Raw genomic sequence first — 14,103 nt, forward strand, 5'->3', positions numbered from 1 at the left:
GTTCCTGCGGCATACTTTGCGCTACCGTGGCGTTGGCTGCGCTTGCTCGCCCCGGTCACATACTGATGTATGCTCCCGGGAACTCACGCCCTTGCCGCCTTGCGGTAGCACAAATTATTTTGCAGGACCTCCTGCGGCATACTTTGCGCTACCGCATTTTTGTAGTGGCGACCCACAGGCCGTCAGGCCGGCGGGCCACCAGCAAGGCCGTTGCGGGATTTAACACGCGCCGCCAGCAAGACTCAGGCTGATAACGCAGCGTATTCAAATTCCCCTGCAAAACCAGATCGCGCTTAAGCAGAGACACCTGACGGCAAACTTCGGCCATCTGGCGCTGATCGCGCAGTTTACTCTGCCATTTCGTGGGGACCTGATCGAACTGTTGATAAAGCGCCTCCAGCGAACCGAACTGCAGCAACAATTCACGTGCGCTCTTGGGGCCGATCCCCGGTACGCCTGGAATTTTACTGCTACTGATTCCGCATAACCCCCAGTAATCGGGTAACTGTGCAGGCGTAACACCGAACGCCTGCTCAATAAACGGCACATCCAGCCAGCGCTTCTGAAAATAGTCGCGAATGCGGATATTGGGTGCCAGCAGCTGACAATAGCCCTTATCGGTAGAGACGATTGTCGCCTGATGACCGGCATCAGCCATTTTAACCGCCAGCGTGGCCGCCAGATCGTCGGCCTCATCGAGATCGGCAACCCAGCAACTCACGCCGGCCGCGCGAAAAGCCTCCTGCAGCGTGGGCATCTCCTGCTGAAGATCGTCTGGCATAGGTGGCCGGCCGGCTTTGTAGTCCGGCAACAGTTGATGACGCCAGCCCGCCTGACGCTCGTGACTATCGAACACGGCAACAACGTGCGTCGGGCGTGTATGCCCAAGCAACTGGTGCAGCGCCGCCACACAGGCTTCACGGCATGGCGAACCCTGTACCGCATGTAAACGGCGGATCAGGTTAAGCGCATCAATAATGAGTAGATGGAGCGGCATAGTGATAGCGGCAGCCCGCAGGCTGCCTCCCGGTGAGTTATTTGATGATTTCGTAGCAGGGGATATAGGCGCTGCCCGGTAACTTCATGCGCTGCTGCGCAACAAAGCCCTGCAGCAGCTCATCCATACGATGCATCAGATCCGCATCACCGTGCAGCCTGTAGGGGCCTTTCTCGCGGATTTCGCGAATACCTATCTCCTTCACGTTACCGGCAACGATGCCGGAGAACGCACGACGCAGATCCGCCGCCAGTTTTTCTGCAGGCTGATTCGGGAACAGCTTAAGGTTCGCCATGTTCTCATGGGTGGGCAGGAACGGCACCTGCAGATCAGGCGCGATGCGGATGGACCAGTTAAAGCTGTAAGCATCCCCGGTTTCACGGCGATACTCTTTCACCTGCGGCATCGCTTTCTTCATCTGCCGCGCCACTTCGGCTGCATCATCAATGATGATCGTGTAGTGCTTACGCGCTGTTTCACCCAAGGTATTCACAATGAAATCATCCAGCACGCGGAAGTAATCCGCGCTCTCTTTCGGACCGGTCAGAATCAGCGGCAGCACCTGATCGCGGTTATGCGGATTCATCAGAATACCAAGCAGATACAGCAGCTCTTCGGCAGTACCGACCCCGCCCGGGAAAATCACAATCCCGTGAGCGATACGCACAAAGGCTTCCAGACGCTTTTCAATATCCGGCATGATGATCAACTCATTGACCAGCGGATTTGGCGGCTCTGCGGCGATAATGGAAGGCTCGGTCAGGCCGATAAAGCGGCTATCGTGATAGCGCTGCTGCGCATGGCCCACTGCCGCACCTTTCATCGGTGCCTCCATCACGCCCGGTCCGCAGCCGGTGCAGATGTTCAGCTCACGCAGGCCCATCTGGGTGCCGACGTTACGACAGTACTGATACTCCACCGCGTTAATTGAGTGGCCGCCCCAGCACACCACGGTGTTGGGGTATTCACCAATGTGCAGCGCACGCGCGTTACGCAAAATTGAGAAGACCAGGTTAGTAATCTGCGCTGAATCCTGGCTATCTACATCCTGATAACGTCCGGCAGCAGAGAGCTGACCGTTAACAAACAGAATGTCACGCAGCACGGCAAACAGATTGGCCTGCAGCGAACGGATGATCCGGCCATCGACAAAGGCCTCTTCCGGCGGATTGATCAGCTCAAGCTTTACGCCGCGCTCGCGGCGCAGCACGTTAATATCAAAGTTCTCAAAGCGGGAAAGCAGTTCGTGACTACTGTCGGTCTGGCTACCGGAGTTGAGCACCGCGAGCGAACAGTTACGGAACAGCTGGTAAAGATCGCTGCTGGCGGTTTGCTTCAGCATGTCTACTTCCAGCTGGGAGAGCAGATCCATCGAGCCAAGCGGGCTGATATGTGTAATCAAGAGAACTCCTTTACACGCCAATGCGTGATTAATGACGCTGCGCGTAAACCACTGGCAGCGACGAAAATCCTTTGTGCGCAGCGGTAACGCCTGCGCCTTTGACAGAGTAACGTTGTCGGTCGTGAATGCTCAAGAGGAACCGCGCATCCGTGCTGCGGCCTGCGAGGTGTCTCGCAATCTGTTACTGACGCGCCAGGCGTGAATAGCCGGGCGTGAACGGCACATTGCTGCGCCACGGATTGATATCCAATCCGCCACGCCGCGTGTAGCGCGCATAGACTGTCAGGGATTCAGGGTGGCAAAAGCGCTGAACGTCGTTGAAAATGCGCTCAACGCACTGCTCATGGAACTCATTATGCTGGCGGAAGGAGATGAGATAGCGCAGCAGCGCTTCGCGATCGATGCGCGCGCCGCGGTAGCGGATCATGACTGATCCCCAGTCTGGCTGATTGGTGATCAGGCAGTTGGATTTGAGCAGGTGGCTGACCAGCGTCTCTTCAACAATTTCACCGCCGGTGGCATTCGCCAGGTAATCAGCATTAAAGCCGTAATCGCTAACAGTAATATCCTGTTCATCGATGACGTCACCGCTGAAGTGGCCGATGGGCTGACCCTCAACTTCGCTCAGGCGGAACAGCGCCACGCTGACTTCTCCCTTAGCGCAGTGGCTGAGATCGCGCTCAAGCGTCTGGCGTACCTCGCCCCAGTCGGCGAAAATCGTCTGATTAAAACTGTTAAGATAGAGCTTAAAACTTTTAGACTCGATCAGGTTTTCGCTGTCTGCGCGCAGCACAACTTCGCCGACCGCCACCTGCGGCACGCCTTTGCTATTGAGCCAGGAGAGCTCATACAGCGTCCAGATATCCGCACCGTGAAACGGCAGGTTATCGGGGTAGAGCCCCAGCGGTTCGCGATTGAGACTGCGCGGCACGGATTGCAGCAGCGTGTTATCGTAGCGATCAACATACGCGGTGGGCTTACCTAAGGTCAGGCCGCTTAATGCCGGATCGCGATTTTCAGAAGACATAACGGTTACCACTAAATTCCATCAAAGTGGCTAAGTGTAACCGATCACCAGCGAGAAGATGAATGATGCCGCACACCGCAGAGGCTCTGCACGATTTTACCGCCCGCTATATTGCTCACTGGCAGCAGCAGCACGGCCATCTCCCCGCCAGCGAAGCGTTGCTGGATATCCCTTCGCCGTGCACCGTCAGTATGCTGGATGAACGTGTACTCTGGCAGCCGCAGCCGTTTACGCTGCCAGCCACGCTGGAAGCGGTAGAGCGCGCGCTGGATATCCAGCTGCAGCCGGAGATTACCGCGTTCTATACCACCCAGTTTGCCGGGGATATGATGGCGCGTTTTGCCGGGCAATCCGTTACGCTGCTGCAGGTGTGGAGTGAAGCAGATTTTACCCGCTTGCAGGAGAATCTGATTGGTCATCTGGTGATGAAACGCCGCTTAAAACAGAGCCCAACCCTCTTTATTGCCACCACGGATTCAGAGCAGGATGTGATTGCCATATGTAATCTGACCGGTGAAGTGATTCTGGAGCAGCCTGGCAGTAAAAAACGGGAAGTTCTTTCGCCCGGGATTGAGACATTTCTTAATGCTTTACAACCTGTTAGTGACTGACTTGCAGAGTTATCCTGCACCGCTTGTAAGATATGTCGCACAAGGCGTGTGAGAGATCGCCTGAATGTGTTGCAGACTTCCGGAAGTCTGTAATGTAAAAAGATTGTGAATCATGGAGTTATGGTACCAGTCTGAAAATTGAGACAATACTTGATTGATTAACATCTTTTACTCTCTTGTTATTACGATGGTTTCTGACAGAATAGTCACCACTGGCAGGAAGCCACGGATTGAGAGACGTTCAGGAGAATGTCAGCCAGGCGGCAGGAACGTAACGGAGTTTACGTCACATGGAAGGCTTGAGGATGAAGCAGGACACTCAGGATTGAGTAAAAGGACACCTCCAGGATGGAGAATGAGAGCCACGCGGGATGTGGCGGGCCAGGATGCTAAGGACCAATGTCATGATGACAGGCAACGGAGCGCGCAGGAACAGTTGTCATGGATGAGCAGGGAGCACAGCGGTGGCGGGATTGCTGCAAACGAACCGGGAGCACTGTAATCACAGTGCTCCCTTTTTTATGCCGTTTTTTACGCACGGCAGGCGTAGTGATATGATTGCCGCCCCATTTTTTCCCGGAGCTGGCGTATGTCAACGCACTTGATTATTGAGCGGCTGCAGCAGGTCGAAGCGGTGATGCGCGAACACGACCACTGGCAGGCGCACTCCCCGGAGGCTGAAGCCTTCAACAGTACCGAACCTTTCTGCCTGGATACGCTCCAGCCACTGGAGTGGCTACAGTGGGTGCTGATCCCACGCCTCTACGCGCTGATTGAGGCCGGGGCATCACTGCCGCAGGACTTTGCCGTTACGCCCTATTATGAAGTGGCGCTCCCCCCCTCGACGCCAGGCCATGCGGCGCTGCTGGCTACGCTGAACAAGCTGGATGCGCTGTTTCAGGAACCTTCGCTCTGATGCTCGAGATTATCTATCAGGATGAGTGGCTGGTGGCCGTTAATAAACCGGCCGGCTGGCTGGTGCACCGCAGCTGGCTCGATCGCAAAGAGAAAGTGGTGGTGATGCAAACGGTGCGTGACCAGATAGGCCAGCACGTGTTTACCGCTCATCGTCTTGATCGTCCTACCTCCGGCGTGCTGCTGATGGGGTTATCAAGCGATGTGGGCCGCCTGCTGGCGCAGCAGTTTGAACAGCACCAGATACAGAAGACCTATCATGCCGTGCTGCGCGGCTGGCTCGACGGACGCGCCACGCTGGATTATCCCCTGATGGAAGAGCTGGATAAAATCGCCGACAAGTTCGCCACCGAACCGCGTGCGCCGCAGCCGGCCGTCACCGATTATCACACCTTAGCCCACGCCGAGATGCCGGTTGCCATCGGTAAATACAGTAGCGCGCGTTACACCCTGGTTGAGATGTCGCCGCGTACCGGCCGCAAGCACCAGCTGCGTCGCCATATGTCGCATCTGCGCCATCCGATTATCGGTGACAGCGCCCACGGCGATTTGCGGCAGAACCGCGGTGCCGCCGCGCACTTTGGCCTGGATCGGCTGATGCTGCATGCCAGCGCGCTGTCGCTAAGCCATCCGGTTACCGGCGCGCCGCTGGTGATTCGTGCCGGACTGGATCGCGTCTGGCAACAGATGCTGCAGCAGTTTGGCTGGCAGGAACAGCTCTCCGATGTGCCGAGGGTTGAGTTTGCCGCTGAGGCAGTCCAGGATAAGCCCACAGCATAAAGGAGCGGCAAGATGGCAAAGATTGGCATTTTTACAGGTACGGTTTACGGCAACGCACTGCTGGTGGCCGAAGAGGCTCAGCCGGTATTAGAGGCGCAGGGGCACGAGGTAAAGGTATTTGAGGATCCGTCGCTGGCGGACTGGCAGGCCTATAGCCAGGATGCGGTATTGATTGTGACCTCAACCACTGGTCAGGGCGATTTCCCGGACAACATCGCCCGCCTGTATGTCCAGGTGCGTGATGAGCTGGGCTATCAGCCGGCGCTGCGTTACGGCGTCATCGCACTGGGCGACAGCAGCTACGAGAACTTCTGCGGCGCCGGCAAGACCTTTGACGCGACACTGCAGGAGCAGCAAGCACAGCGCCTGGGCGAGGTGCTGCTGGTGGACGCAATAGAAAACCCGGAGCCGGAAGCCGTAACCACACCCTGGGTTGAGAGCTGGGGTAAGCTGTTGTAAGTCATCTTACGCACTCTCCCGTCTCACCTGCTCCGCTGTCGGAGAGGGTGGGACGGGAGACCGCGACTCTGCCCTTACGTCACGGGGGCCGGATTGAACACCGCCAGCTGATTACGAATTCCCCAGCGATCTGACCACGTCTGCTGGCGCCCGCTGGCGATATCCAGAATCAACTCAAACAGTCGCCAGCCGACCTGCTCAATACTCTCTTCTCCGGTAGCAATCGTGCCGGCATTGATATCCATCAAATCGTGCCAGCGGTTCGCCAGTGCGCTGCGCGTCGCCATTTTAATGACCGGGATGGCGGCCAGTCCGTACGGCGTGCCGCGTCCGGTTGTGAACACCTGCAAGGTTATGCCCGAGGCCATCTGCTGTGTGCCGCAGACAAAATCACTGGCCGGTGTGGCAGCATAAATCAGGCCGCGTTTGGTCGGGCGCTGACCCGGCGAAAGCACTTCAACAATCGGGCTGCGGCCGGATTTGGCGATCGACCCCAGCGCTTTCTCCACCACGTTGGCCAGCCCGCCTTTTTTATTACCCGGTGAGGGATTGGCGCTGCGGTCGGTTTGCCCCTGGCTGAGATAATCGTCATACCAGGCCATCTCTTCCAGCAGACGCCTGCCAACGGCTTCATCCACCACGCGCGGCGTCAGCAGGTGGATTGCATCGCGTACTTCCGTTACTTCGGAGAACATCACCGTTGCGCCGCAGCGCACCAGTAAATCGGAGGCAAAGCCCACGGCCGGATTGGCAGTCACACCCGAGAAAGCATCGCTGCCGCCGCACTGCGTACCGATGACCAGATCGGCTGCCGGACAGCGCTCCCGCTGGCGTTGATTCAGTCTTTTAAGATGGCGCTCCGCTACCTGCAGAATCTCATCGACCATCGCACCAAAGCCGATGTGGCGCTCATCCTGCAACCGCACAATATCGTTATCATCCAGGGAGATCGCCTGCACGTCGGGCGTTCCGGTCAGCAGGCGCTCCGGCTGCAGCTTCTCACAGCCGAGGCTCACCACCATCACCTCGCCGCCAAAATTGGGGTTCAGCGCCAGATTGTGAATGGTGCGGATCGGTACCACGGCGGCAGGCGCATTAATCGCCACACCGCAGCCGTATAAATGGTTCAGTGCCACCACACCATCCACATTGGGATAGCGCGGCAGCAGGTCGCGTTCGATAATCTGCACCACATAATCCACCACGCCCGCCACGCAGTGTACGCTGGTGGTGATGCCCAGCAGATTGCGTGTGCCAACGCTGCCATCCGCATTGCGGTAGCCTTCGAAGGTGTAGCCCTCAAGCGGGGGCAGATCCGGCGGGACATTATTGGCCAGCGGCAGGCTGTTGAGCGGCGGCGCGTCGGGCAGCGCCACCAGCGACTCTTCGATCCAGCTGCCGCGCGCAATAGGGCGCAGCGCCGTGCCAATCACTTCGCCATAGCGCACAATTGCCCCCTGCGGGGCGATATCGCTCAGCGCCACTTTATGGCCCTGCGGCACATGTTCGGTTAGCTGCAGGCCGTCATCAAAACGTGTACCGGCGGGCAGGCCCTGATCGTTAACCACAATCGCCACGTTATCGGCGTCGTGCACTTTAATGTAGAGCGGTTTGTCTGTCAGTGGTCGGTTCATTGCTCACCTTCCGGTTTGTCGCGCCGTACTTTGCGGGGCGGTTGAAATTGCTTTCGTCACGTCATCGTTATTTGCCAGCCTCAGTATATGCAGGGGTATTGGCGCGCGCATTGTGCAACTGACTGGCTTTAAGGCGTTTTCAGCACGCCGTTTGGTTCGTTTTACCAAATACAAGTGAACAGACTCACAAAGCGTGCTTCTGCTGTTCACTTCTTCACCGTTTCGGTCGTGAAATTAACAGTTCCGTGAGCCACGCCGCAGCCTTATGTGCAAACGCCATAAAATAGATTGCGATGCCTGCTAAACCTCGGGCGTTCTTCCAGTGTTTCGCCTCCTGGCTGTTCCTATACTGATTCTCGTTCTTAGACGTTTGGTTACTCGTCACGACGCATCATCGTTTGCCATAACAACAATCGCCGTGTTTAACCCAACATCATTCTGATACCCAACGCGATGTGTATGCAGTCAGAGTGAAAGTAGCGTTCGCTATATTTCAGGAGTGCATCATGAATAGTTACAGCCAGACAGCGGAAGCGGTGCAGAAGCGCACCAATGCCCGTTACTGGATTGTGGTGATGTTATTTATCGTCACCTCATTCAACTACGGTGACCGTGCCACCATCTCTATTGCCGGTTCCGCGATGTCGAAAGATATCGGCCTGGATTCGGTCGGTCTGGGTTACATCTTCTCCGCCTTCTCATGGGCTTACGTTATTGGTCAGATCCCTGGCGGCTGGCTGCTTGACCGCTTCGGATCAAAACGCGTCTACTTCTGGAGTATTTTCCTCTGGTCGCTGTTCACGCTGCTGCAGGGCTTTGTCGATATCTTCAGCGGCTTTGGCATTGTGATCTCGCTGTTCCTGCTGCGCTTTATGGTCGGCCTGGCCGAAGCGCCTTCGTTCCCCGGCAACAGCCGGATTGTGGCGGCCTGGTTCCCGGCGCAGGAGCGCGGTACCGCTGTCGCTATCTTTAACTCGGCACAGTATTTCGCCACGGTGATCTTCGCACCCATCATGGGCTGGCTGGTCTCTGAGGTGGGCTGGGCGCATGTGTTCTGGTTTATGGGCGGTCTCGGCATCATCCTGAGCTTTATCTGGCTAAAAGTGATGCACGATCCCAACAACCACCCAGGCGTGAACAAGGCGGAGCTGGAGTACATGGAGCAGGGCGGTGCGCTGATCAACATGGACGCGAAGAAGGCTACGCGCAAAGTCAGCTGGGATGAAAAATGGCACCAGATTAGACAGCTGCTCTCCACCCGTATGATGTGGGGTATCTATCTCGGCCAGTACTGCGTCAACGCGCTGACCTACTTCTTTATCACCTGGTTCCCGGTCTATCTGGTGCAGGCGCGCGGCATGTCGATTCTGAAAGCCGGCTTTATTGCCTCGATTCCGGCGATTTGCGGCTTCCTCGGCGGCGTGCTGGGCGGAATTATCTCTGATTACCTGATGCGTAAAACCGGCTCGCTCAATATTGCGCGTAAAACCCCCATCGTTATCGGCATGCTGCTCTCTATCAGCATGGTGATGTGTAACTACACCGAAACCGAATGGGTGGTGGTGCTGTTCATGGCGCTGGCGTTCTTCGGTAAAGGCATTGGTGCGCTGGGCTGGGCGGTGATGGCCGATACCGCACCGAAAGAGATCAGCGGCCTGAGCGGTGGCCTGTTCAATATGTTTGGTAACTTCTCCGGCATCGTCACGCCTATCGCGATTGGCTACATCATCGCTACCAGCGGTTCGTTTGAAGGCGCGCTGGTATATGTCGGGATTCATGCCTTTGTCGCCGCCTTTAGCTTCCTGTTTATCACCGGTGACATCAAACGCGTTGAACTGAAACCGTATAAGGAGCCGCAATGACCACGCAAAGCACCCCCGTTATCACTGAGATGCAGGTGATCCCGGTTGCCGGTTACGACAGTATGTTACTCAACATTGGCGGCGCGCACAGCGCCTGCTTTACCCGCAATATCGTGGTGCTCACCGACAGCGCCGGGCACACTGGCGTGGGTGAAGCGCCGGGCGGTGAAACCATCTACCAGACACTGACAGACGCGATCCCACAGGTGAAGGGCCAGCAGGTGGCACGTATGAACCGGCTGGTGCAGCAGGTGCACAAGGGCAATCAGTCGGCAGATTTCGATACCTTTGGCAAAGGCGCGTGGACCTTTGAGCTGCGCGTCAATGCCGTCGCCGCGCTGGAGGCGGCACTGCTTGACCTGCTCGGGCAGTGCCTGGGCGTGCCGGTGGCGGAGCTGCTTGGTCCCGGCCAGCAGCGCGATGAGGTAACGGTACTTGGTTATCTGTTCTATATCGGTGACCGCCGCAAAACCGATCTCGGCTACCTGAGCGGTGAATCGGCCAGCCACGACTGGTATCGCCTGCGCCATCAGGAGGCGCTGACGCCGGAAGCCGTGGTGCGCCTGGCGGAAGCGGCGCAGGACAAATATGGCTTTAAAGATTTCAAACTGAAGGGTGGTGTGCTGCCCGGCGAGCAGGAGATTGCATCGGCGGTGGCGCTCAAAAAGCGCTTCCCCGAGGCGCGCATCACGGTCGATCCCAACGGGGCCTGGCACCTGGATGAGGCGATAGGGCTGTGCAAAGGCATGGGCGATGTACTGACCTACGCCGAAGATCCGTGCGGCGCAGAGCAGGGCTATTCGGGACGGGAAGTGATGGCCGAGTTCCGTCGCGCCACGGGCTTGCCGGTCGCCACCAATATGATCGCCACCAACTGGCGCGAGATGAATCATGCGGTGATGCTCAATGCCGTCGATATCCCGCTGGCCGATCCACATTTCTGGACGCTGAGCGGCGCGGTGCGTGTGGCGCAGCTGTGTGATGACTGGGGCTTGACCTGGGGCTGCCACTCCAATAATCACTTCGATATTTCGCTGGCGATGTTCACCCACGTCGGTGCGGCCGCGCCCGGTAACCCCACCGCGATTGATACCCACTGGATCTGGCAGGAGGGCGAGCAGCGCCTGACGAAAGAGCCGCTGCAGATCCGCAACGGAAAAATTGCGGTACCGGATAAGCCTGGCCTGGGCGTTGAGCTGGACTGGGATCGCCTGCAGCAGGCCAATGCCCTCTACAAATCACTGCCGGCAGGCGCGCGTAATGACGCCACGGCGATGCAGTATCTGGTTCCCGGTTGGTCGTTCGACCGCAAGCGCCCGGCGTTTGGGCGCACTCATGCATAAGGAGCAGGAAATGAGTCAGACACCGAAAATCACATCCATGCAGGTCATTCCGGTGGCCGGACACGACAGCATGTTGCTTAACCTGAGCGGTGCGCACTCGCCGTTCTTTACCCGCAACATTGTCATTATTAAAGACAATGCGGGCCATACCGGCGTAGGCGAAATTCCGGGCGGCGAAAAGATTCGCCAGACGCTGGAGGATGCCGCCGCGCTGGTGGTGGAGAAAACCGTCGGCGAGTACAAAAACATCCTGAATCTGGTGCGCAGCACCTTCGCGGACCGCGACGCCGGCGGGCGCGGCAATCAGACATTTGACCTGCGCACCACCATTCATGTGGTCACCGGTATTGAAGCAGCGCTGCTGGACCTGCTGGGCCAGCATCTGGGCGTTAATGTGGCTTCGCTGCTGGGTGAAGGGCAGCAGCGCGATCGCGTTGAGATGCTCGGCTATCTGTTCTATATCGGCGATCGCAAAAAGACCTCGCTGCCGTACCAGAGCCAGGAGGATGAGGCGTGCGACTGGTATCGCCTGCGTCACGAAGAGGCGCTCTCGCCGGACACTGTGGTACGGCTGGCGGAGGCCGCTTACGAAAAGTACGGCTTTAACGATTTCAAACTGAAAGGCGGCGTGCTGCGCGGTGGCGAAGAGGCCGAAGCGGTGACGGCGCTGGCAAAGCGCTTCCCCGAGGCGCGTATTACGCTTGATCCTAATGGTGCCTGGTCGCTGAACGAGGCCATATTGCTCGGCAAGCAGCTGAAAGGCGTGCTGGCTTACGCTGAAGATCCGTGCGGTGCCGAACAGGGCTACTCCGGCCGCGAAGTGATGGCGGAGTTCCGTCGCGCAACCGGTATGCCAACCGCCACCAACATGATCGCCACCGACTGGCGGCAGATGGGCCATACGCTGTCGCTGCAGTCGGTGGATATTCCGCTGGCCGATCCGCACTTCTGGACCATGCAGGGATCGGTGCGTGTGGCGCAGATGTGCCACGACTTCGGCCTGACCTGGGGCTCGCACTCCAATAACCATTTCGATATCTCGCTGGCGATGTTTACCCACGTTGCCGCGGCCGCACCGGGCGCTATTACCGCCATCGACACCCACTGGATCTGGCAGGAGGGCAATCAGCGCCTTACCAAAGAGCCGTTCCAGATCAAAGGCGGGATGGTGCAGGTGCCGCAGAAACCGGGGCTGGGCGTCGAGCTGGATATGGATCAGGTGATGCAGGCCAATGCGCTGTATCAGAAACATGGACTCGGCGCGCGCGATGACGCGCAGGCGATGCAGTTCCTCGTACCGAACTGGACCTTTGATAACAAGCGTCCGTGCCTGGTGCGCTAATTCCTGTGGCTCCCCGCGCGGGAGCCTGCGCTAACTGACTGGAGCAAAGAACATGAGTAACGCCTGGCCGAACACCTTTCGTCGCCGCCTGCTGTCCGGAGAGACTCTGATTGGCAGCTGGTGTGCCCTTGCCAACCCGATCACCACTGAAGTGCTGGGGCTGGCGGGTTTTGACTGGCTGGTACTGGATGGCGAACACGCCCCCAATGACATCACCACCTTTATTCCACAGCTGATGGCGCTGAAGGGCAGCCACAGCGCGCCGGTGGTACGTCCGCCGTGTAACGAACCGATCATCATCAAGCGTTTGCTGGATATCGGCTTCTATAACTTCCTGATTCCGTTTGTGGAGACGGAAGAGGATGCGCTGCGCGCGGTGGCTTCCACCCGCTATCCGCCGGTTGGCATTCGCGGCGTGTCGGTTTCGCACCGGAGCAACATGTACGGCACGCTGCCGGAGTACAACAGCACCATCAACGACAACATCAGCGTCATGGTGCAGATCGAAACGCAGCAGGCGGTAGACAATATTGATGCGATTGCGGCAGTCGAGGGCGTGGACGGCATCTTTGTCGGTCCGGGCGATCTCTCAGCGGCGCTGGGTTATCTCGGCCAGCCTGCGCATCCGGAAGTGCTGAAAGTGATTAAACATGTCTTTGAGCGGGCGAAAGCCGCCGGCAAACCCAGCGGCATTCTGGCACCGGTTGAAGCCGATGCGCGCCGTTACCTGGAGTGGGGCGCCAGCTTTGTGGCGGTCGGTAGCGATCTGGGTGTTTTCCGCCACGCCACGCAGGCGCTGTGCGACAAATTTAAGCAGTAACTGACGAAGAGGAAAGGCAATGAAAATTGGATTTATCGGCCTGGGCATTATGGGCAAACCGATGAGTAAAAACCTGGTGAAAGCCGGTTATACGCTGGTAGTGCGCGATCATAACGCCAGCAACGAAGCCGAGCTGGTTGAGCTGGGTGCCACCGTGGCGAAAACGCCGAAAGAGGTGGCGGAACAGGTTGACGTGGTCATCACCATGGTGCCGAACTCGCCGCAGGTGAAAGAGGTGTGTCTGGGTGCCGGCGGCATCATTGAGGGGGCTAAGCCCGGATTGGTGGTCATCGACATGAGCTCCATTGCACCGCTGGCCAGCCGCGAAGTACACGATGCGCTGGCAGAGAAGGGCATCAAAATGCTGGATGCGCCCGTCAGCGGCGGCGAGCCAAAAGCGATTGAGGGCACGCTGTCAGTGATGGTCGGCGGTGATAAAGCGGTGTTTGACGCCCACTACGACGTGATGAAAGCCATGGCGGGTTCGGTCGTGCACACCGGCGATATCGGCGCGGGCAACGTCACCAAACTGGCGAATCAGGTGATCGTGGCGCTGAATATCGCCGCAATGTCCGAAGCGCTGTCGCTGGCAACCAAAGCGGGTGTGAATCCGGAGCTGGTGTATCAGGCGATTCGCGGCGGTCTGGCCGGCAGTACCGTGCTGGATGCCAAAGCACCGATGGTGCTGGATCGTAACTTCAAGCCGGGCTTCCGTATTGACCTGCATATCAAAGACCTGGCTAACGCGCTCGACACCTCGCACGGCATTGGCGCACACCTGCCGCTGACCGCGGCGGTAATGGAGATGATGCAGGCGCTGAAAGTGGATGGGCAAGGGACGTCCGATCATAGCGCGCTGGCTTGCTATTATGAAAAATTAGCGAAAGTTGAGATCACCCGGTAGTGCACGG

12 protein-coding genes and 1 pseudogene are annotated in these 14,103 nt (G+C 57.9%); 9 read left to right on the top strand and 4 right to left on the bottom strand.

Going from position 1 to position 14,103, the window contains the following annotated elements:
• Nucleotides 1-250 precede the first annotated feature (250 nt).
• From xni to queF, 3 genes and pseudogenes are all read right to left on the bottom strand, one after another.
• Nucleotides 251-997: pseudogene (gene xni, locus HA48_RS09520) on the bottom strand (flap endonuclease Xni); the annotation flags it as partial.
• Nucleotides 998-1,034: 37 nt separating this feature from the next.
• The gene (ppnN, locus tag HA48_RS09525) at nucleotides 1,035-2,399 is read right to left on the bottom strand and encodes a nucleotide 5'-monophosphate nucleosidase PpnN (protein WP_128600912.1); all 1,365 of its coding nucleotides are present in this window, start codon (nucleotides 2,397-2,399) and stop codon (nucleotides 1,035-1,037) included.
• A gap of 181 nt (nucleotides 2,400-2,580) precedes the next feature.
• A complete protein-coding gene (queF, locus tag HA48_RS09530; protein WP_128600914.1) occupies nucleotides 2,581-3,426 on the bottom strand; it encodes an NADPH-dependent 7-cyano-7-deazaguanine reductase QueF in 846 nt (281 codons plus the stop codon).
• A gap of 62 nt (nucleotides 3,427-3,488) precedes the next feature.
• Between queF and syd the strand changes: the two genes are divergently transcribed.
• The 4 genes from syd to HA48_RS09550 all read left to right on the top strand — a co-directional run bounded on the left by syd (nucleotide 3,489) and on the right by HA48_RS09550 (nucleotide 6,191).
• Entirely contained in the window at nucleotides 3,489-4,037 is a 549-nt protein-coding gene (gene syd / locus HA48_RS09535) for a SecY-interacting protein (protein WP_128600916.1), read from the top strand.
• A 589-nt stretch (nucleotides 4,038-4,626) separates the two neighbouring features.
• Entirely contained in the window at nucleotides 4,627-4,953 is a 327-nt protein-coding gene (locus HA48_RS09540) for a YqcC family protein (RefSeq protein ID WP_128600919.1), read from the top strand.
• Nucleotides 4,953-5,732, top strand: coding sequence for a tRNA pseudouridine(65) synthase TruC (truC, locus tag HA48_RS09545; RefSeq protein WP_128600921.1), 780 nt, complete (start codon nucleotides 4,953-4,955; stop codon nucleotides 5,730-5,732). The genes HA48_RS09540 and truC overlap by 1 nt, the downstream gene beginning before the upstream one ends.
• A gap of 12 nt (nucleotides 5,733-5,744) precedes the next feature.
• A complete protein-coding gene (locus HA48_RS09550) occupies nucleotides 5,745-6,191 on the top strand; it encodes a flavodoxin (RefSeq protein ID WP_128600924.1) in 447 nt (148 codons plus the stop codon).
• A 74-nt stretch (nucleotides 6,192-6,265) separates the two neighbouring features.
• Here the strand turns inward: HA48_RS09550 and garD are convergent, their stop codons facing one another.
• Entirely contained in the window at nucleotides 6,266-7,825 is a 1,560-nt protein-coding gene (gene garD, locus HA48_RS09555) for a galactarate dehydratase (protein ID WP_128600926.1), read from the bottom strand.
• A gap of 506 nt (nucleotides 7,826-8,331) precedes the next feature.
• On the opposite strand from garD, the gene HA48_RS09560 reads away from it, so the two are divergent.
• The 5 genes from HA48_RS09560 to garR are packed head-to-tail and all read left to right on the top strand — an operon-like array spanning nucleotide 8,332 to nucleotide 14,096.
• Nucleotides 8,332-9,687 (top strand): MFS transporter, encoded by a 1,356-nt coding sequence (locus HA48_RS09560; RefSeq protein WP_128600928.1) that lies wholly within the window; start codon nucleotides 8,332-8,334, stop codon nucleotides 9,685-9,687.
• Complete coding sequence (locus HA48_RS09565; RefSeq protein WP_128600930.1) at nucleotides 9,684-11,030, top strand: enolase C-terminal domain-like protein; 1,347 nt, start codon at nucleotides 9,684-9,686, stop codon at nucleotides 11,028-11,030. The genes HA48_RS09560 and HA48_RS09565 overlap by 4 nt, the downstream gene beginning before the upstream one ends.
• Before the next feature lie 10 nt (nucleotides 11,031-11,040).
• A complete protein-coding gene (gene gudD, locus HA48_RS09570; protein WP_128600932.1) occupies nucleotides 11,041-12,372 on the top strand; it encodes a glucarate dehydratase in 1,332 nt (443 codons plus the stop codon).
• Nucleotides 12,373-12,424: 52 nt separating this feature from the next.
• Nucleotides 12,425-13,192 carry a 2-dehydro-3-deoxyglucarate aldolase gene (gene garL / locus HA48_RS09575; protein WP_128600934.1) on the top strand — a complete coding sequence of 256 codons (768 nt, stop codon included), beginning with the start codon at nucleotides 12,425-12,427 and terminating at the stop codon, nucleotides 13,190-13,192.
• Nucleotides 13,193-13,211: 19 nt separating this feature from the next.
• Nucleotides 13,212-14,096 (top strand): 2-hydroxy-3-oxopropionate reductase, encoded by an 885-nt coding sequence (garR, locus tag HA48_RS09580; RefSeq protein WP_128600937.1) that lies wholly within the window; start codon nucleotides 13,212-13,214, stop codon nucleotides 14,094-14,096.
• Nucleotides 14,097-14,103 lie beyond the last annotated feature (7 nt).

It is taken from the genome of Pantoea wallisii, from assembly GCF_002095485.1.
GTDB lineage: Bacteria > Pseudomonadota > Gammaproteobacteria > Enterobacterales > Enterobacteriaceae > Pantoea > Pantoea wallisii.